13 protein-coding genes, 1 tRNA gene and 1 pseudogene are annotated in these 18,780 nt (G+C 74.2%); 11 read left to right on the top strand and 4 right to left on the bottom strand.

All coding sequences use genetic code 11. The annotated features are described in order from the left end of the window. A pseudogene (locus ACFVNO_RS30555) lies at positions 1-225 on the top strand (succinate--CoA ligase subunit alpha); the annotation flags it as partial. A gap of 110 nt (positions 226-335) precedes the next feature. Here the strand turns inward: ACFVNO_RS30555 and ACFVNO_RS30550 are convergent. Further along, on the bottom strand, positions 336-839 hold the full coding sequence (locus ACFVNO_RS30550; protein WP_355258732.1) for a DUF1707 domain-containing protein: 504 nt from the start codon (positions 837-839) through the stop codon (positions 336-338). A 235-nt stretch (positions 840-1,074) separates the two neighbouring features. Here ACFVNO_RS30550 and ACFVNO_RS30545 point away from each other — a divergent pair, with 235 nt between their 5' ends. Next, positions 1,075-2,667: a DUF6350 family protein gene (locus tag ACFVNO_RS30545; protein ID WP_378897863.1), complete on the top strand. Its 1,593-nt coding sequence runs from the start codon at positions 1,075-1,077 to the stop codon at positions 2,665-2,667. A gap of 105 nt (positions 2,668-2,772) precedes the next feature. Here the strand turns inward: ACFVNO_RS30545 and mfd are convergent, their stop codons facing one another. Then, on the bottom strand, positions 2,773-6,372 hold the full coding sequence (mfd, locus tag ACFVNO_RS30540) for a transcription-repair coupling factor (RefSeq protein WP_378897860.1): 3,600 nt from the start codon (positions 6,370-6,372) through the stop codon (positions 2,773-2,775). Positions 6,373-6,717: 345 nt separating this feature from the next. On the opposite strand from mfd, the gene cysC reads away from it, so the two are divergent. Continuing rightward, on the top strand, positions 6,718-8,313 hold the full coding sequence (gene cysC / locus ACFVNO_RS30535; protein WP_378897857.1) for an adenylyl-sulfate kinase: 1,596 nt from the start codon (positions 6,718-6,720) through the stop codon (positions 8,311-8,313). Between the two features lie 68 nt (positions 8,314-8,381). Continuing rightward, positions 8,382-9,122: a MazG family protein gene (locus ACFVNO_RS30530; protein WP_220563272.1), complete on the top strand. Its 741-nt coding sequence runs from the start codon at positions 8,382-8,384 to the stop codon at positions 9,120-9,122. A 198-nt stretch (positions 9,123-9,320) separates the two neighbouring features. Here ACFVNO_RS30530 and ACFVNO_RS30525 read toward each other — a convergent pair whose 3' ends face one another. Next, positions 9,321-10,532, bottom strand: coding sequence for an FAD-dependent monooxygenase (locus ACFVNO_RS30525; protein ID WP_378897852.1), 1,212 nt, complete (start codon positions 10,530-10,532; stop codon positions 9,321-9,323). 145 nt (positions 10,533-10,677) lie between these two features. On the opposite strand from ACFVNO_RS30525, the gene ACFVNO_RS30520 reads away from it, so the two are divergent. From ACFVNO_RS30520 to ACFVNO_RS30490, 7 genes are all read left to right on the top strand, one after another. Further along, the gene (locus ACFVNO_RS30520; RefSeq protein WP_378897849.1) at positions 10,678-11,244 is read left to right on the top strand and encodes a TetR/AcrR family transcriptional regulator; all 567 of its coding nucleotides are present in this window, start codon (positions 10,678-10,680) and stop codon (positions 11,242-11,244) included. Between the two features lie 105 nt (positions 11,245-11,349). After that, positions 11,350-12,633, top strand: coding sequence for a phosphopyruvate hydratase (gene eno / locus ACFVNO_RS30515; protein ID WP_355258714.1), 1,284 nt, complete (start codon positions 11,350-11,352; stop codon positions 12,631-12,633). Between the two features lie 183 nt (positions 12,634-12,816). Further along, positions 12,817-13,188 (top strand): septum formation initiator family protein, encoded by a 372-nt coding sequence (locus ACFVNO_RS30510; RefSeq protein ID WP_355258711.1) that lies wholly within the window; start codon positions 12,817-12,819, stop codon positions 13,186-13,188. 67 nt (positions 13,189-13,255) lie between these two features. Beyond that, entirely contained in the window at positions 13,256-13,834 is a 579-nt protein-coding gene (locus ACFVNO_RS30505) for a DUF501 domain-containing protein (RefSeq protein ID WP_355258708.1), read from the top strand. After that, positions 13,831-14,817 carry a Ppx/GppA phosphatase family protein gene (locus tag ACFVNO_RS30500; protein WP_355258705.1) on the top strand — a complete coding sequence of 329 codons (987 nt, stop codon included), beginning with the start codon at positions 13,831-13,833 and terminating at the stop codon, positions 14,815-14,817. The genes ACFVNO_RS30505 and ACFVNO_RS30500 overlap by 4 nt, the downstream gene beginning before the upstream one ends. A 454-nt stretch (positions 14,818-15,271) precedes the next feature. Continuing rightward, positions 15,272-16,651: an NAD(P)/FAD-dependent oxidoreductase gene (locus ACFVNO_RS30495; protein WP_378897844.1), complete on the top strand. Its 1,380-nt coding sequence runs from the start codon at positions 15,272-15,274 to the stop codon at positions 16,649-16,651. Positions 16,652-16,948: 297 nt separating this feature from the next. Beyond that, positions 16,949-17,022 (top strand) — tRNA-Leu (locus tag ACFVNO_RS30490). 17 nt (positions 17,023-17,039) lie between these two features. On the opposite strand, the gene ACFVNO_RS30485 is transcribed toward ACFVNO_RS30490, so the two are convergent. Then, positions 17,040-18,770: a helix-turn-helix domain-containing protein gene (locus tag ACFVNO_RS30485; protein WP_378897841.1), complete on the bottom strand. Its 1,731-nt coding sequence runs from the start codon at positions 18,768-18,770 to the stop codon at positions 17,040-17,042. Positions 18,771-18,780: the final 10 nt, after the last annotated feature.

The raw sequence follows: 18,780 nt of genomic DNA, 5'->3' as shown, positions 1-18,780 counted from the left end.
GAGGAGCGGGCGGCGGCGTTCATCAAGGAGAACGTGTCCAAGCCGGTGGTCGGGTACGTGGCGGGGTTCACCGCGCCCGAGGGCAAGACCATGGGGCATGCGGGCGCGATCGTGTCGGGTTCCTCGGGGACCGCGGCCGCGAAGAAGGAGGCGTTGGAGGCCGCCGGCGTCAAGGTCGGCAAAACCCCCAGCGAAACCGCCAAGCTGGTGCGCGAGCTGTTCTAGCCGCTCAGGTCGTCACGGCCCCGCACCGCGCCTCCGGGCGCGGGCGGGGCCGTCGCCGTTCCCGGACCCGGTCCACGCCGGGGCCGCCGTTCCGCCGAGCCGCCCCCGGCTCAGCCGCCGGTGATCTCGCCCGGGCCGCCCCCGCGGCGCCGGCGGCGGGCCAGGGCGGTGATGAGGCCGGGCACCACCAGCAGGCAGAAGAAGCCCAGGAAGACGGAGATGGCCGTGACGTTGCCGGAGATGAACGTCGGCACGCCCCACACGAAGAGCAGGAACCCGCCCCAGCCCATGACGGACGACAGGTTGTCGTCGTCCTTCTTTTTCTTCTTCGCCACGGACCGGCCGGTCGCGGCCAGGTCCACCGGCCCCTCGCCGTTCGCCGCGGGGACGACCGCCGCGGAGGCGGACAGGAAGCCCGGGTGCAGGTTCGGGGGCAGGTCCTCGAACAGCGGGACCAGGTCCTTGCCGGTGACGGCGCGCAGGGCCGCGGCCGAGCGCTCCTCGTGCTCGTCGACGGTCAGCCGACCCTCCTGGAACGCGGTGCGCAGGGACTCCAGCGCCTCGTCGCGTTCGCCGTCGGAGAGGCGGTAGGGGGCGGGATCCGGGCCTGTCATCTTCGTCCGTTCGAGCGGGGGAACCGGCTTCTCCATCGTATGACGGACGTACCGGCCAGGGGGTTCCGGAACGGTCCCGCGGGGACGGGGAAGCACGACACGCGCGGCGGGGATGGCGCGGAGCAATCCGGTCCCTGGCAGCATAAGTCGGGTGAGCACGCCAGGATCACCCCCCGACCCAGCCCGCCGCACGGGAACCGCGGAAGCGCCGCGCCCGGTCTACTCGACCGGGGGCGTGGCGGCCGCGACCGCCGCGGGCATCGGCCTGGCGGTCATCGTCACCCTGACCATGGTCGGGTGGGTGGCCGCGCCCCACGACACGTTCGGCGAGGAGATCGTCGACCTGCTCCAGGGGGCCGTGCTGGCCTGGCTGGTGGGCCACCACGTGTCGTTCTCGGTGCCGGAGGGGAGTATCAGCCTCCTCCCGATCGGCTTGGTGCTGCTGCCGGGGCTGCTGCTGTACCGGTCGGGGCGGTGGGTGGCGCGCAACTGCGAGATCGCCCGGCTGCGGCACGTGCACCGGGCGGCGATCGCGATCGCCGGGCCGTACGCGGCGATCGCCGGGACGCTGGCGCTGCTGGCCCGCACCGACACGGTGGAGCCGAGCATGCCGCGGGCGCTGCTCATGGGATTCGTCATCGCGTTCCTGGCCGGGGGGCTGGGGGTGCTGCGCCAGCTGATGCGCGACAAGGGCGTGGTGGCCAGGGACCTGCTGGGGCTGATGCCCGCCCGGTCGCGGTCGCTGCTGGTGGGGATGCTCGCCTCCACCGGGACGCTGCTGCTGGGCGGGTTCCTGCTGTTCCTGGTGGCGCTGGCGGTGAGCCTGCCCGAGGCGGTCGAGACCACGCGGCTGCTGGCCCCGGGGTGGGTGGGCGGCCTGCTGCTGCTGCTCATCCAGCTCGCCTACCTGCCCAACGCGGTGGTGTTCGCGGTCTGCTACGCCCTGGGCCCGGGGTTCGCGGTGGGGGAGATGACGGTGGTGGCCCCGACGGGGGTGTCGGTGGGGCCGCTGCCGCTGCTGCCCATGCTGGCGGCGCTGCCGGAGAACGGGGCGGCGCCGGTGTCGTCCCTGGCGGCGCTGGCGGTGCCGTTCGTCGCGGGGGCGGTGGGCGGGGTGCTGACCCAGCGCAGCGCGCCGGACGTGGTGAGCGAGGCCGCGCCGCTGTGGGGGTTCGTGTGCGGGGTGACCACCGGGCTGCTGTGCGCCGCTTTGGGTGAGCTGGCGGGCGGGTCGCTGGGCGGCCACCGGCTGTCGGACGTGGGCCCGTCCGCCTGGCAGGTGGGGCTCGTGGCCGCGCTGGAGGTGGGGGTGGCCGCGGCCATCGCGGCGTGGGTCGCCAACTGGTGGTACACCCGCCGCTCCCCGGCGGCCGCGACCGCCGCCCCGACCGCGACGGCCGGGGCCCCGGCCGAGGACGCCCCGGAGCCGGAGGCCGAGCGCGCCGCGCGGGTGGAGCTGCCCGCCGACGTCCCGGTGGGCGAGGGGCTGGCCACGGTCACCCCCCTGCGCCCGCGGGAGGACAAGGGCGGTGGGGTCGCCGTCGAGGAGGCGCCCGAGGCCCCGGCGGAGGACGCCGCGCCGGCCGGGCCCACCGCGGAGGAGGAGCGCGAGCGCAAGGAACGGGAGCGGGCCGAGCGCGCCGAGGCCAGGGCCGCCGCCCGGGCGGCCAGGGCTGCGGACAGGGAGCGCAAGCGCGAGGAGCGCCGCGCCCGCCGGGCCGAGCGCCCCCGCCTGTGGCGCCGCAGGGCCGCCGAGGACGACTCCGAGGACCTGTACGGCATCACCTACGAGGCCGGCCCCGACGAGGTCGACGGCCCCCGCCCCTGACGTGCGCGGACAACCCCGCACCGGGGCCCGGCGTCCCTGGGACACGGCCCCCGGGGCCTGAGACGGGGGCGGGGCCGCGCCGGCGGCGCGGCCCCGTGGGGGTTGCTACTTCTCGGCCGGGACCGGGGGCTTGCGCTTGTCCGGCTCGAAGATGGCGTTGACCAGCTCCGTGCACCAGGCCAGCAGCTCCAGGTCGCGCAGCGGCTTGCCGCCCATGCCGCCCGCCTTGGGGACCGGCACCAGCAGGGTGCGGGTGGCCTCCTTGAGCAGCGACTTGGGGTACATCCGCCGCAGCCGCAGCTCCTGCGACTCCCGCAGCTCCACCGGGGTGAACCGGATCTGGTTGCCCTGGAGCACCACGTCCTGGAGCCCCGCCGCGCGGGCCAGGACCCGGAACCGGGCCACCGCCATGAGGTTGTCCACCGGCTGGGGCGGGGTGCCGTACCGGTCGGTGAGCTCCTCGTAGGCGGCGAGCACGTCGTCCTCGCAGGTGATGCCCGCGATCCGCTTGTACGCCTGGAGCCGCAGCCGCTCGCCCGGCACGTAGTCGTGCGGGATGTGCGCGTTGACCGGAAGCTCGACGCGGGTCTCGGTCTCCTCGGCGGCGCTCTGGTCGCCCTTGAGCTCGGCGACGGCCTCGCCGACCATGCGCACGTACAGGTCGAAGCCGACCCCGGCGATGGTGCCCGACTGCTCCGCGCCCAGGATGTTGCCCGCGCCGCGGATCTCCAGGTCCTTCATCGCCACGTACATGCCCGCACCGGTCTCGGTGTGCTGGGCGACGGTGGCCAGCCGCTCGTAGGCGGTCTCGGTGAGCGGCTTCTCCGGCGGGTACAGGAAGTACGCGTACGCCCGCTCGCGGCCTCGGCCGACCCGGCCGCGCAGCTGGTGCAGCTGGGAGAGGCCGTAGGTGTCGGCGCGGTCCACGATCAGCGTGTTGGCGTTGGGGACGTCCAGGCCGGACTCGACGATGGTCGTGGAGACCAGCACGTCGAAGTTCTTCTCCCAGAAGTCCACCATGACCTTCTCGAGCTGCTGCTCGTTCATCTGGCCGTGGGCGTAGGCGACCCGCGCCTCGGGCACCAGCCGCTTGATCTCGGCGGCGACCCTGTCGATGGACGCGACCCGGTTGTGCACGAAGAACACCTGGCCCTCGCGCATCAGCTCCCGGCGGATCGCCGCGGTGATCTGCTTGTCCTCGTACGGCCCGACGAAGGTCAGCACCGGGTGGCGCTCCTCCGGCGGGGTGAGGATGGTGGTCATCTCCCGGATGCCGGTCAGGCCCATCTCCAGGGTGCGCGGGATCGGCGTCGCCGACATGGCGAGCACGTCCACCTGGGTGCGCAGCCGCTTGAGGGCCTCCTTGTGCTCGACGCCGAACCGCTGCTCCTCGTCGATGATGACCAGGCCCAGGTCCTTGAACCTGGTCTCGGAGGACAGCAGCCGGTGGGTGCCGATGACCACGTCGACCTCGCCGGAGCGCAGGCCCTCCCGGGTCAGCTCCACCTCGGCGTCGGTCTGGAACCGCGACATCGGCTTGACGGTGACGGGGAAGGACGCGTACCGCTCGGTGAACGTGGACAGGTGCTGCTGCACCAGCAGGGTGGTGGGCACCAGCAGCGCCACCTGCTTGCCGTCCTGCACCGCCTTGAACGCGGCCCGCACCGCCACCTCGGTCTTGCCGTAGCCGACATCACCGCAGATCAGCCGGTCCATGGGGACGGACCGCCCCATGTCCTTCTTGACCTCCTCGATGGCGGCGAGCTGGTCGGGCGTCTCCACGTAGGGGAACGCGTCCTCCAGCTCCCGCTGCCAGGGCGTGTCGGGGCCGAACGCGTGCCCGGGCGAGGCCTGGCGGGCCGAGTACAGGCGGATGAGGTCGCCCGCGATCTCCCGGACCACCTTGCGGGCGCGGCTCTTGGCCTTGCTCCACTCGGCGCCGCCCATCTTGGACAGCGCGGGCGCGTCGCCGCCGACGTACCGGGTGACCTCGCCGAGCTGGTCGGTGGGGACGAACAGCCGGTCGCCGGGCTGGCCGCGCTTGGACGGCGCGTACTCGATGAGCAGGTACTCGCGGGTGGCGCCCTGGATCTGGCGGCTGACCATCTCCAGGTACCGGCCCACGCCGTGCTGCTCGTGGACGACGTAGTCGCCGGGCTTGAGCTGGAGCGGGTCGACGGTGCCCTTGCGGCGGCTGGGCATGCGCCGCATGTCGCGGGTGGAGGACTTCTGTCCGGCCAGGTCGGTCTCGGTGAGCACGACGGTGCGCACCGTGCGCAGCAGGAACCCGTGGTCGACCAGCCCGGTCGTCACGGTGGCCACGGCCGGGGCGGGCGGCCCGGCGAGGTCCTGGACCAGGTCGGCGCCGAGCCCGGCGTCGCGCAGCATCGCCACGAGCCGCTCGGCGGGGCCGTGCCCCTGGGTGACCAGCACGACGCTCCAGTTGTCGTGCAGCCAGCCCTTGATGTCGGCCAGGGCGCGCTCGGTGTCGCCGCGGTAGGAGTCGGCGGGCACCGCGCCCACCACCACGGCGTCGTCCTCCTCGCGGGTGCCGGCCTCGCCGGAGCTGAACGGGGTCAGCCCCCACCAGGGCGTTCCCAGCCGGGAGGCCAGGGAGCGCAGGTCGGCGATGGACATGTACGCGGAGGCGCCCAGGTCGATGGGCGACTCGCCGCCGGAGGCGGCGTTGATCCAGGACGCTTCGAGGAACTCGGCGCTGGTGGCCTCCAGTTCGATGGCGCGGGTGCGGATGCGCTCGGGGTCGCAGCCCACCACCATGGCGCCCTCGGGGAGCAGCTCCAGGAGCGGTTCCATGCGCTCGGCGAGCACGGGGGCGAACGCCTCCATGCCCTCGACGGCGACGCCGTCGGCGAGCTTGGTGAGGACCTCGGCCAGCGCCGGGTGCTCGGCGGCCAGGGCGCGGGCGCGCTCCCGGACGGTGTCGGTGAGCAGCAGCTCCCGGCAGGGCGGGGCGAACAGCCCGGAGGCGGCGTCGCCGTGGTCGCCGCCCTCGCCGGCCGCGATGGACCGCTGGTCGGCGACCTGGAAGTAGCGGATGTCCTCGACGCTGTCGCCCCAGAACTCCAGGCGCAGCGGGTGCTCCTCGGTGGGCGGGAACACGTCGAGGATGCCGCCGCGCACGGCCATGTCGCCGCGCTTCTCCACCAGGTCGACCCGGGAGTACCCGGTGTCGGCCAGGGAGCGCACGACGTCCTCCAGGGACACCTCGTCGCCCTGGCGGACCCGGACGGGTTCGAGGTCGCCCAGGCCGGCGACCAGGGGCTGGAGCACGCTGCGCACGGGCGCGACGACGACCCGCAGCGGTGTGGTCAGCGGGTCGGAGGGGTCGGGGTGGGCGAGTCTGCGCAGCACGGCCAGGCGCCGGCCGACGGTGTCCGAGCGCGGGGACAGCCGCTCGTGCGGCAGTGTCTCCCACGCGGGGAACAGCGCCACGGAGTTCTGGGGCAGCAGCGAACCCAGCGCGTCGGCCAGGTCGGCGGCCTCCCGCTCGGTGGCGGTGACGGCCAGGACGGGGCGGCCGGCGCCCAGGGGCGCGTCGGCCGCCAGCGCGCCGACCATGAAGGGGCGCAGTGCCGCGGGTGCGACGAGGTCGAGGTGGGGATCGCGGCCGCCGCGGGCGGTCTCGATCGCGCTGTGCAGTGCCGGGTCCCGTGAGACGTCGGCGAGAAGTCCAGTGAGGCTCATAGCACCAAAGAAAGAAGAAGAGTTCCGGTTCAGGCGGAAGGTCGCGGCCTGCACGGTGAGGGGCGGCGGCACGGCTGCGGGCGCCGCCCGGGTCTGTTCAGACTATCGAGTCCGCGGCCCGCACGCGGGCCGGGTCCGGACGGGAGCCGTTGCGGTGTCCCGGTCGGGGACGGGCCGCACGGCGGGCGGTGCCTTCATGGGAACCTTTCGTGACCTGCGCGTATTCCGCCCCTCGTGGGGCCGGGGGGCCGCCGGTGCGGTGCGGCGCGGCGGCGCGCGCCCCGTCCGGCATACGCTAGTGGCGATTTCGGTGAACCCCGGTCGGACCGTCGGAGAGGAAGTCGCGTGGTGAGTGTCGACAGGCGCGGGAGCACGTCGGAGGGGGCCTCCGGGCGACCGGACGCCCCGGTCCTCGCCCCCGGCCCGGACGCGCTCGCGCATCTGGAACTGATACTGAGCGGGGCGTACCCGCTGCCGGGATTCATGACACGCGAGCAGGCGGAGTCGGTGGAGCGCGCGGGCAGGCTGCCCGATGGGCGCGCGTGGCCGGTTCCGGTCATCCTTCCCGTCCCGGCGGATTTCACCGTCGAGGGCGGCACGGTGGTCCTGACCGACCCGGAGGGCGCCCCGCTGGCGGAGCTGGCGGTCGCCGAGCGCTGGAAGGACGGGGCGGGGGAGTACCGCCTGGCGGGGGAGGTGTCGCTGCTGAGGCCGCCCACGTACGGGGTGCTGCGCGAGCTGCGGGCCACCCCGGCGGAGGTGCGCGCCCGCCGCGACCTGGAGGGCCGGGTGGAGGGGCCGCTGCTGGCGGTGGTCACCGACCGGCCGCTGCACCACCGGGCCCTGCACCAGATCCGCGCCCAGGCGGAGGCCCTGGCCCAGGCCCCGGGGGTGGAGGCGGACCGCGCCGAGGTGCTGGTCCTGGTCGACACCGGGCTGGAGGACGAGGGCATGACGGCCGCGGTGCTGGCCGCCCGGCCGCTGCTGCCGCCGCACACCTCGTTCGCGGTGTGCACGCTGCCGCGCGCGGCGGCCCGGGCGAGCGGGCCGTTCGGCGGCCCGTGGGGGGACCGGGACGCGCTGCTGGCGGCGCACGTGGCCGCCGCGTACGGCGCCACCCACCTGGTCGTCGAGGCGGGGCGGGACGGCCCGGACGTGGACCGCGTCATGGCCCGGCGCCCGCCGGTGACGCTGCTGGACCCCGAGCCGTGGCTCTACGACGCCGACGAGGGCCTGTGGGAGCCGCTGACCCGGGTGGACCCGGCCCGGGCCCGCCGGGAGCCGTCCGACGCCGAGGTGGAGGCGGAGCTGGCGCACGGCCGCGAGCTGCCGGTGTGGTTCACCCCGGCGCGGGTGGCCGCGGAGCTGGCGCGGCTGCGCCCGGCGCGCACCCGGCGCGGGCTGACGGTGTTCTTCACGGGACTGTCGGGGTCGGGCAAGTCGACCATCGCGCGGGGCGTGTGCGACGGCATCCGCCGGGCGGGCCGCACGGTGACGCTGCTCGACGGCGACGTGGTGCGGCGCATGCTCTCGCACGGGCTGACCTTCTCGACGCAGGACCGGGAGCTGAACATCCGCCGGATCGGCTACGTGGCGGCGGAGATCGGCCGCCACGGCGGGGTGGCGGTGTGCGCGCCGATCGCCCCCTACGCCCGGGGCCGCGCCGAGGTGCGGGCCATGGCGCAGGAGGCGGGCGGCGACTTCTTCCTGGTGCACGTGGCGACGCCGCTGGAGGTGTGCGAGGCCCGCGACCGCAAGGGCCTGTACGCCAAGGCGCGGGCGGGGGAGATCCCCGCGTTCACCGGGATCTCCGACCCCTACGAGGAGCCCGTGGACGCGGAACTGGTGGTGGACACCGTGGACGCGGACCCGGCCGACTCGGTGGCGGCGGTGCTGGCCGCGCTGCGCGCGGGCGGCTGGCTGCCCGAGCAGGACCACTGACCCCTCCGCCCACGGCCGGCCCCCGCGCCCGCGGCCGGCCCCCCTTCGACGATGGACGAGGACCCGATATGACCGAGCCCCAGCCCGCCGGGCACCGCCTGCTGCGCCTGGTGGAGGTGATGCGCACCCTGCGCGCCGAGTGCCCGTGGGACCGGGACCAGACCCACGGGTCGCTGGCCAAGTACCTCATCCAGGAGGCGTACGAGACCCTGGAGACGATCGAGGAGGGCGACTTCGCGCTGCTGCGCGAGGAGCTGGGCGACGTGCTGCTCCAGGTGGTGTTCCACGCGGCGATCGCGGCCGAGCGGCCCGAGGGCGACCCGGCGCGGTTCACGGTGGACGACGTCGCCGACGCGATCATCGACAAGATGACCCGCCGCCACCCGCACGTGTTCGGCGGGGCGGAGGTGTCGGGCACCGACGAGGTGTGGTCGAACTGGGAGGCCATCAAGGCCGCCGAGCGGGCCGCCAAGGCCGAGGCCGCGGGCGGTGCGGACGTCTCCATCCTGGACGGGGTGCCCTTCGCCCAGCCCGCGGTGATGCTGGCGGCCGAGGTGCAGGGGCGCGCGGTGCGCAACGGGTTCCCCGCGGACCTGGTGGGCGACGACGGCGGCGAGGGCGGCGGGCTGTTCGCCGCGGTGGCCGACGAACGCGGCCGCGGCCGCGACGCCGAGACCGACCTGCGCTCGGCGGCCCGCCGCTTCGACGCGCGGGTGCGCGCGGCCGAGGCGGCCGCCCGCGCGGACGGCCGCGACCCGCGGGAGCTGTCCGGGGAGGAGTGGCGCGCCTACTGGGCCGCCACCGCCTGACCGGTCCGCACCGGCCGTCCCCGGCCGCCCGGCCCCGAGCCGCCCCGGCCCCTGTGGGCCCATCCGTCCCGTCCCGACCGTCCCGAGCCCCCGGCCCGTGCGGCCCATCCGCCCCGGCCGTCCCCGGCCGCTCCGGCCCGGGGCGGGATCATCCGCCCGGAGCCCCCGATCCGTGCGGGCCCGTGCGGGCCGCCCGGGTCAGGGCCGGGCCGGGTCCGGGGCGGGGGCGTCCAGGTCCAGGGCCTCGGCGGCGTTGGACAGCCGCCTGTCGAACCGGCCCAGCAGGGAGAGCAGCGGCCCCCCGGCCCGCAGCACCGTGTCGCGCAGCAGGATCCCCCGCCGGGTGCGCGGGGCCAGGACGCCCAGGCCCGCGTCGGCGATGGCCTGGTTGGCGTCCACGTAGGGCCGCATCCGCGCCTCGTAGGCGGCCAGGGCGCCGGCCGCGCCGTCGTGCCGGGCCAGCTCCCCGGCGAGCACGTACGCCCCGACCAGGGCCAGGCTGGTGCCCTGCCCGGACATGGGGGAGGGGCAGTACCCGGCGTCGCCCAGCAGGACCACCCGGCCGGCCGACCAGGTGTCCATGTGGATCCGGGTCACCGAGTCGAAGTAGAAGTCCCCGGTCCCGTCCATGGCGTCCAGGATCCGGTCGTTCTCCCAGCCCAGGCCCGCGAACTCCGCCCGCAGGTACGCCTTCTGCTCGGCGGGCGGCCGGCGGTCGATCCCGGAGGCCGCGGGGGAGCGGAGGAGGAAGACGGCCTTGGCGCCCTCGGCGCGGGGCGTCCGGTACATCCCGGCGGCCTTGCCGGGGACGTTGAAGAGCCGCGCCTCCCGGTCCAGGCCCAGGTGGTCGGGGATCGTGAAGATGCTGATGTAGGCGCCCAGGAACCGGGCGTACCGCCCCTCGGGGCCGAACGCGAGCCGCCGGGTGGCGGAGTGCAGCCCGTCGGCGCCCACGACCAGGTCGAAGGTGCGCGGTGCGGCGTTGAGGAAGGTCGCCCGCACCCGGTCGCCGTCCTGTTCCAGGGCCGTGAGGGTGTCGTCGTACAGGTACTCGGTGTGCGCGGTGGTGGGCGCGTGCAGGATGCGCACCAGGTCGCCGCGGAGGATCTCCAGGGACCGGCCGTCGTCCACCGCGTCGGCCGAGGAGAACCGGGCGGACCGGCGGCCCCGCGCGTCCACGAACGCCGCCCCGTCCATCTCGGTGACGTTGCGGCGGATCTCGGCGAGCGCGCCCATGCGCTCCGCCACGTCGACGGCGACGCCGCGCAGGTCGATGGCGTAGCCGCCGGACCGCAGGTCCGGGGCGCGTTCGACCACGGTCGCGCGGATGCCGTGGTGGTGCAGCCAGTGGACGAGGGCGGGTCCGGCGACGCCGGCTCCGGAGATCAGGACGTCGTTCACGGCGGGCATGGGGGTCCTCCTCGGGGTCCCGCGGCGGGTGTGCCGTCCCCTTTCACGGTAGAGAGCTACTTACCGGGCGTCAAGTAACTTACCGGTCGGAAGGTCAGGGTTAGACTCGTGGGGACGGTCGGCGGCAGGAACAGGAGTGAGGTCTGTGCCCAGAACGCACGGTGACACCAGGGCGGAGATCCAGGGGGTCGCCCTCGACCTCTTCGGCAGGCAGGGCTACGAGAAGACGAGCCTGCGCGAGATCGCCGAACGCCTGGACATCACCAAGGCCGCGCTCTACTACCACTTCCGGTCCAAGGAGGACCTGCTCCGGGCCCTCGTCGAGCCCCTGCGGCGGGACATGGAGGGGTTCCTGGAGGGCGTGGACGGGCTCGCCCGCGACGCCCCCGAGGAGGTCCTCGGCGCCTACTTCGACATCTGTGTGCGCCACGGCACCCTGCTGACCGCGCTGCTCAACGACCTGGCCTCCCTCAGCCGGATCGGGCTGGTCGGGGACATCATGGGCTGGCGGCGCCGCCTGGACGCCGCGCTCGTGGGGGAGGACGCCGGGATGCCCGCCAGGATGGGCGCCGTCATCGCCCTGGGCGGCCTCCAGGACCTCGCCGTGTACCTGGACCCCGAGGAGGCGGCCGAGCGCCGCGACCGGGCCGTGGCCATCGCGGCGGCCGCGCTGCTGGAGGGTACGGGACCGCGAACGGACGGCATGGACTAGACCAATTTCACAGGGTGCGCGCGCTCACACCCGGGGCGGGTCGCTAGTCTCGTGTGCGGGTCCTGGAACAGTGGTCCACAGAAACACCGAAGAGACGGAGAGACCGTGGCGTCCATCGAGGCAGTTCAGGCGCGAGAGATCCTTGACTCCCGCGGCAACCCCACCGTCGAGGTCGAGGTCGGGCTCGACAACGGCATCATCGGGCGCGCCGGCGTGCCCAGCGGTGCCTCCACCGGCAAGTTCGAGGCGGTCGAGCTGCGCGACGGCGGCGACCGCTACGGCGGCAAGGGCGTGAGCAAGGCCGTCGCGGCCGTCAATGACGAGATCGCCAACGAGCTGCACGGGTTCGAGCCCGACGACCAGCGGCTGATCGACCGCGCGCTCATCGAGCTCGACGGCACCCCCGACAAGTCCCGGCTGGGCGCCAACGCCATCCTCGGCGCCTCCCTGGCCACGGCGCGCGCCGCCGCCCTGGAGGCGGAGCTGCCGCTGTTCCGCTACCTCGGCGGCCCCAACGCGCACGTGCTGCCCGTGCCGATGATGAACATCCTCAACGGCGGCGCCCACGCCGACAGCAACGTCGACATCCAGGAGTTCATGGTCGCCCCCATCGGCGCGTCCACCTTCTCCGAGGCGGTCCGCTGGGGCGCCGAGGTCTACCAGGCCCTGAAGTCCGTGCTCAAGGGCCACGGCCTGGGCACCGGCGTCGGCGACGAGGGCGGCTTCGCCCCCAACCTGGACAGCAACCGCGCCGCCCTGGACCTCATCGTCGAGGCCATCGAGAAGGCCGGGTACACCCCGGGCACCGACATCGCGCTGGCCCTGGACGTGGCCGCCTCGGAGCTGTTCTCCGACGGCGTCTACACCTTCGAGGGCAAGCCGCGCACCTCCGCGGAGATGTCCGCCTACTACGCCGAGCTGGTCGAGGCCTACCCCCTGGTCTCCATCGAGGACCCGCTCGACGAGGAGGACTGGGAGGGCTGGAAGGCCCTCACCGACTCCCTCGGCGACAAGGTCCAGCTGGTCGGCGACGACCTCTTCGTCACCAACCCCGAGCGGCTGTCCCGCGGCATCGAGAGCGGCACCGCCAACTCGCTGCTGGTCAAGGTCAACCAGATCGGCACCCTCACCGAGGCGCTGGACGCGGTCGCCCTCGCCCAGCGCAGCGGCTACACGGCGATGATCAGCCACCGCTCCGGCGAGACCGAGGACACCACCATCGCCGACATCGCGGTGGCCACCAACGCCGGGCAGATCAAGACCGGCGCCCCGGCGCGCAGCGAGCGGGTCGCCAAGTACAACCAGCTGCTGCGCATCGAGGAACTGCTGGAGGACGCCGCCGTCTACGCGGGCGTGTCGGCCTTCCCGCGCTTCGCCCGGCGCGGCTAGTCTGCCCCAGTGTCCCGCGAATCGCAGCAGCCGCCCGCAAAGGCCCGTAAGGCGACCAAAGCCGACAGGCCGCGCGGCCGTGCCGCCCGGCGGGACACGAAGGCACCGGACCGGAAGAAGCAGAAGAAGCAGCAGGGGAGGGCGTCGCGACCGGCGCCCTCCCCGGCCCGGACCGTGCGGCCCATGCTCACCAGCCGGGCCGCGATCCTGGCCCTGGTCGTGTGCGTGATCGCGCTCAGCCTGGCCTATCCGCTGCGCGAGTACGTGGCCCAGCGCGCCCAGATCGCCCAGCTCCAGGAGGAGCGGGCGCGCATGGAGGCGAGCGTGCGCGAGCTGCGCGCCCGCGAGGAGGCCCTGAGCACCGACGAGTACGTCGAGCGCGAGGCCCGGCTGCGCCTGCACTACCAGTACCCGGGCGAGACCGCCTACATCGTGGTGCGCCCCGAGGACGAGGACGAGCCCGGCGCCGAGGCGGGCCCCGGCGAGCCGTGGTTCACCGCGCTGTGGCGCTCGGTGCGCGAGGCCGACGACCCCGCCGCGGGCGGCGCGCCCTGACCGTAGGCCCTCCGGCCCGGCCCCTGGCGGGGCGCGGACGCCCCGGGGGCCCTATCCTGGACCGGTCATGACTTCCGCAGATCAGCCCGCATCCGGGCGTACCGGGGACCCCGTCGACGCGCGCGACGTCGCCGCCATCGAACTCCAGCTGGGCCGCGCCCCGCGCGGCGTGCGCGGGGTCGCGCACCGCTGCCCGTGCGGCCTGCCGGACGTGGTGCGCACCGCGCCGCGGCTGGAGGACGGGACCCCCTTCCCGACCTTGTACTACCTGACGTGCCCGCGCGCCGCGTCCGCGATCGGCCGGCTGGAGAACTCCGGCCGGATGCGCGAGATGCAGGACCGCCTGGCAGAGGACCCGGAGCTGCGCGCGGCCTACACCGAGGCGCACGAGTCCTACATCGCCGAGCGCGCCGAGCAGGCGCGCCGCGACGGCGTGGAGCCGCTGCCGGAGGGGATGCAGAGCACCGGCGGCATGCCCACCCGGGTCAAGTGCCTGCACGCGCTGGTCGCCCACGAGCTGGCCGCGCCGGGGGTCAACCCGTTCGGGGCCCAGGCTCTGGAGGAGCTCCCGCACTGGTGGGACCGGGGCCCCTGTGTGTGCGTCGACGAGAACGCCCCCGAGGGCGCGGAAGGGAACGGGTCATGAGCGGTGTCGCGGCGATCGACTGCGGGACGAACTCGGTCAGGCTGCTGATCGCGGACGTCGTCCACATCGACGGTGACGAGGTCCAGGTCGTGGACGTCGACCGGCGCATGGAGATCGTGCGGCTGGGCGAGGGCGTCGACGAGACGGGGGAGTTCGCTCCCCAGGCCCTGGAGCGCACCTTCGAGGCGCTGCGCGGCTACGCCGAGGCCATCGCCGCGCACGGCATCGAGCTGGGCCCGGAGGCGGTCCGGATGGTCGCCACCAGCGCCACCCGGGACGCGCGCAACCGCGGGGTGTTCATCGACGGCGTGCGCGAGATCCTGGGAGTGGAGCCGGAAGTGGTCACCGGCCTGGACGAGGCGGAGCTGTCCTTCGTGGGCGCCACCGCCGAGTTCGCCGCGGAGGCCGCGGAGGACGGCCACCCCGACCTCAAGCCGCCGTTCCTGGTGGTGGACATCGGCGGCGGCTCCACCGAGTTCGTCCTGGGCGGCGGGACCGGGGACGAGGACGAGCTGGTGCGGGCCGCGCTGTCGGTCAACATCGGCTGCGTGCGGATGACCGAGCGGCACCTGCGCAGCGACCCGCCCACCGCGGAGGAGATCGCGGCGGCGACCGCCGACATCGACGCCGCTCTGGACGAGGTCGAGCGGGTCGTCCCGCTGCGCGAGGCGGGCACGGTGGTGTGCGTCGCGGGCACCGCGACGACGGTCGCCGGGATCGCGCTGGACCTGCCCGAGTACGACTCCGAGCGGATCCACCACACGCGCGTGTCCGCGGAGGAGCTGGACCGGATCACCGGGAGCCTGCTGGCGTCCACGTCGGTGCAGCGGTCGGAGATCGGCGTCATGCACCCGGGCCGGGTCGACGTGATCGGCGCGGGCGCGCTGGTGCTGTCCCGGGTCCTGGCCCGCACGGGGGCGGACGCGTTCACGGCCAGCGAGCACGACATCCTGGACGGCGTGGCCTGGAGCCTGGTCGTCTAGGCCGCGCTCCTCCGAACCTCCGCCCCTTTCCGGCCGTGCCGGGCGCCTCAGGCGCCCCGCGCACGCCGGCGGGGCGGGAGGGCGTGCCGAGAGCCGGGTCCGCCGGTGTCCGGCGGACCCGAGTGCACGGGGGCGGAACCTCGTGTTCTAGGGTTCACCAGGGTCTTTCGGGGTCCGGGCAAGGGACCTCCGGGTGAGACGTGTCACCCCGCAGGACCCTTGTGAACGCTTTCACAACCGCTCTGAGCTGCGGAAACGCAATCCGGGTCGGCTGGAAAGTGGTGGGAAGGTGGCCAGGTGTGAACCTTCTCTGTGGGTAGGTGCTTGTGAAAGAATGCACAAGCAGCGACAAAAAGGTCGGGCTCCCGTAACAGCCACGACTCGCAACACGAGTGGGAGCCTCCACCCCCGGGGCAACGGGGGAGGCCGAAGAAACCGTTAGGGCGGATATGCGATGACCGAGAGCAGGAACTACCGGCTGGTGCACGGCGGAGGGGACGAGGCGGAGATCCCGCACATCCTCATCGTCGGTGGCGGTTACCTCGGGATGTACACCGCGAAGCGGCTGGAGAAGAAGCTCGGTGCCGGTGAAGCGCGGATCACCGTCATCGACCCCAACTCGTACATGACGTACCAGCCGTTCCTGCCCGAGGCCGCGGCCGGGAGCATCGCCCCCCGCAACGTGGTCGTTCCGCTGCGCAAGGTCTTCAAGCGGGTCCGCGTCCTGGGCGGCCGGGTCGTGCGCATCGACAACGCCGACCGCACCGTCCGCTACGAGCCCAACGTGGGCGAGCCCGAGACCATCTCCTACGACTACCTGGTGATGGCCGCCGGCGCCGTCTCGCGCACCCTGCCCATCCCCGGCCTGGCCGAGTGGGGCATCGGCATCAAGACGGTCGAAGAGGCCGCCTACCTGCGCAACCACGTGCTCGACCAGCTGGCCATCGCCGACTCCACCGACGACGAGGACGTCCGCCGCAAGGCGCTGACCTTCGTGTTCGTCGGCGGCGGGTTCGCCGGCGCCGAGGCCATCGCCGAGCTGGAGGACATGGTCCGCGACGCGGTCCGCATCCACCCCTCGATCGAGCAGTCGGACGTGCGGTTCTACCTCATCGAGGCCGCCGACAAGATCCTGCCCGAGGTCGGCCCCGAGGTCGGGACCAAGGCCCTCAACCAGCTGCGCCGCCGCGGCATCGACGTCCGGCTCAAGACGTTCCTGGAGTCGGCCGTCGACCAGCGCATCAAGCTCAGCGACGGCGCCGAGTTCGACGCCGGCACCCTGGTGTGGACCGCGGGCGTCAAGCCCAGCCCGGTGGTCTCGGCCAGCGACCTGCCGCTGGGCCCCAAGGGCCACGTCGACACCAGCGAGTACCTCATCGTCAACGGCGCCGAGAACGTGTTCGCCGGCGGCGACAACGCCCAGGTGCCCGACGGCAACGGCGGCTACTACCCGCCCAACGCCCAGAACGCGGTGCGCCAGGCCCCGGTGCTGGCCGACAACGTCATCGCCACCCTGCGCGGCGAGAAGCCCAAGGCCTACCGCCACAAGAACCTCGGCGCGGTGGCCGGGCTGGGCATGCACAAGGGCGCCGCCCAGCTGTTCGGGAAGATCGGGCTCAACGGCCGCCTGGCCTGGTACGCGCACCGCGCCTACCACCTGTTCGCGGTCCCGACCTTCAACCGCAAGTTCCGGGTGCTGTCGGACTGGACCCTCGGGTTCTTCCTGCGCCGCGACTTCGCCGCGCTGCCCGACATGATCGAGCCCCGCCAGGCCTTCGAGGAGGCCAGCAACCCGCAGGTGGTCGAGGGCGGCCACCTGCGCCGGGTGAGCTAGGGCGTGTTCGGCGGATCATTCCGGGTCGCGGCCGCGAGGCTTCCTCTCGCTACGCCGCCTGCGCTTGGACAGCCGAACCCGGGCTGACCTGCGCTGGTCGTCTTGCGAGAGATCGCCTCGCGGCCGCTCCCGGCATTCGGCGCAAGCGCCGAAACGCTCGAAAGCATCCACCGAACACGCCCTAGCGCGGACGAGGACCGGATCGAGGCCGTCCCCCCGGGGACGGCCTCTTCGCGTGTCCCGTTCCGGCCAGTCCGCGGCAAATCGCGCGATCGGCCCGGCCGGTATGATGGGCTCGCCCTCGTAGCCCAATGGTAGAGGCAGGCCCCCTAAAAGGGTCACAAGTGTCGGTTCGAGTCCGACCGGGGGTACTCGCGGGCCCGGCGCCTCACGGCGCGGGCCGTTCCTGCTCCATCAGCAGTTGCAGCTGTGTGAACAGCCGCTCCCCGGGGTCGGACAGGTCGATCCCGCTGACCTCCGCCGCTCGGCGCACCCGGTACCGCAGGGTGTTCGGGTGGATGTGCAGCCGCTCCGCCGCCGCCCGGGCGTCCCCGAACGCCTCCAGGTAGGCCGACAGCGAGCGCACCAGCTCCGCGCCGCCGTCCCGGTCGTACTCCACCAGCCGCGACACCCGCGGGTCCCGCAGCGAGGGCTCCTCGCGCAGCAGCGCCAGCGTCTCCCGGACGAGCACCCGCGAGCGCACGTCCTCGATGGACGCGACCTCCCGGTCGGCGTCGCCGCGCATCGCCTCCAGCACCCGGTCGGCCTCCGCCCGCGAATCGGGGGCGTCGGCCAGCCGCCGCACCGGCGAGCCCACCGCCGCCCGCACCCGCAGGCCCAGGGCCGACCGCGCCGCCTCCACGATCCGGCCGCACAGCGTCATCACCGTGCGCTCGACCCCGTCGCCGTCCCGGGTCAGGTCGGGCAGCAGCGCGTAGACCCGCCCGTTCAGCTCGGTCACCAGGGCACTGCGCCGGTAGGCGGCGGTGTGCACCGACACCAGGTCGAGGAACCGGCGGCGGCGCAGCTCCCGCTCGGGGCGGTCGGCCCGCTCCTGGCCCTCCTCGCCCACCGGGGCGAACGCCGCCACCAGCGCGGCCCGGCGGCTGTGCACCTCCACCGTGTCCGCCAGGGCCGCCGCGTCGATCCGCCCCTCCAGGAGGCTGGACAGCAGGTCCTCGCGCAGCCGCAGCCCGGCGCTGGCCCGGGTGCGCTGGCGGATCATCTGCAGCGCGGCGGTGCGGGCGGCGCCCAGCAGCGCCTCCTCGGCGTGCTCGGACAGGGGGCGCGAGCCCTCCTGCACCCAGATCGCGCCCAGCGGCCGGTCGCCGGCGTGGATGCCCACCGCCAGCCGCCGCCGGATGCCCAGATCCGGGTGCTCGTCGATGCGCACCACCTCCTCGCCCGCGCGCAGCCGGGCGAACACCCCCCACTCGCGCAGCAGCGCCAGGTACGACTCCGGGCCGCGCCGCCCCAGCACCGACAGCCGCCGCAGCTCGTCCACCTCGGCGCCGCTGGAGTAGGCCAGCACCCGGCTCGCCGAGTCCTCGATGCTCACCAGTCCGCCGGTCAGCCGGGCGATGGTCTGGGCCATCGAGAACAGGTCGCCGTCGGCCTCGCCGGTGTCGCCGTCCTCCAGCAGCCGGGCGTCGTCGACGATGCTCTGGCACACGGCCTGGAACCGGTCCCAGCGCACCTCCGGCCGCACCGCCAGCAGCGCGATGCCCGCCTCCTGGGCCTCCGCGCGCAGCGGGGCCAGGTCGTCGCCGCCCACCCGGGGGCGGCGGACCGGGCTCCCCTCGGGCGGGGCCCCGGTCTTGACCGCGACCGCGCTCGCGCCCTGTTCGGCGATCCGCCGCACCAGCCGCCGGGCCGAGCCGCCGCGGGCCCCGATGAGCAGGACCAGGTCGCCGCCGCGCACCTCGGTCCGGTCCTCGGGGTCCAGGATGAGGACGTTGTCCACTTGGACATCCAGCCCCTCCGGGGCCGCGGCCACGTCCAGGACCGGGTCGCCCAGGGCGAGCAGCAGGCGGCGCAACGGGACGCCCGGGCGCGGCTCCGTCGCCTCTCGGTCGTGACCAGCGGGAACGTCAGAAGTCACGGGAGCCTCCGATGGCATGCGGCGAACG

It is taken from the genome of Nocardiopsis sp. NPDC057823 (assembly GCF_042797335.1).
In the GTDB taxonomy this organism is placed as follows: Bacteria; Actinomycetota; Actinomycetes; order Streptosporangiales; family Streptosporangiaceae; genus Nocardiopsis; species Nocardiopsis changdeensis.
This window is presented reverse-complemented; position numbering and strand designations above follow the sequence as displayed.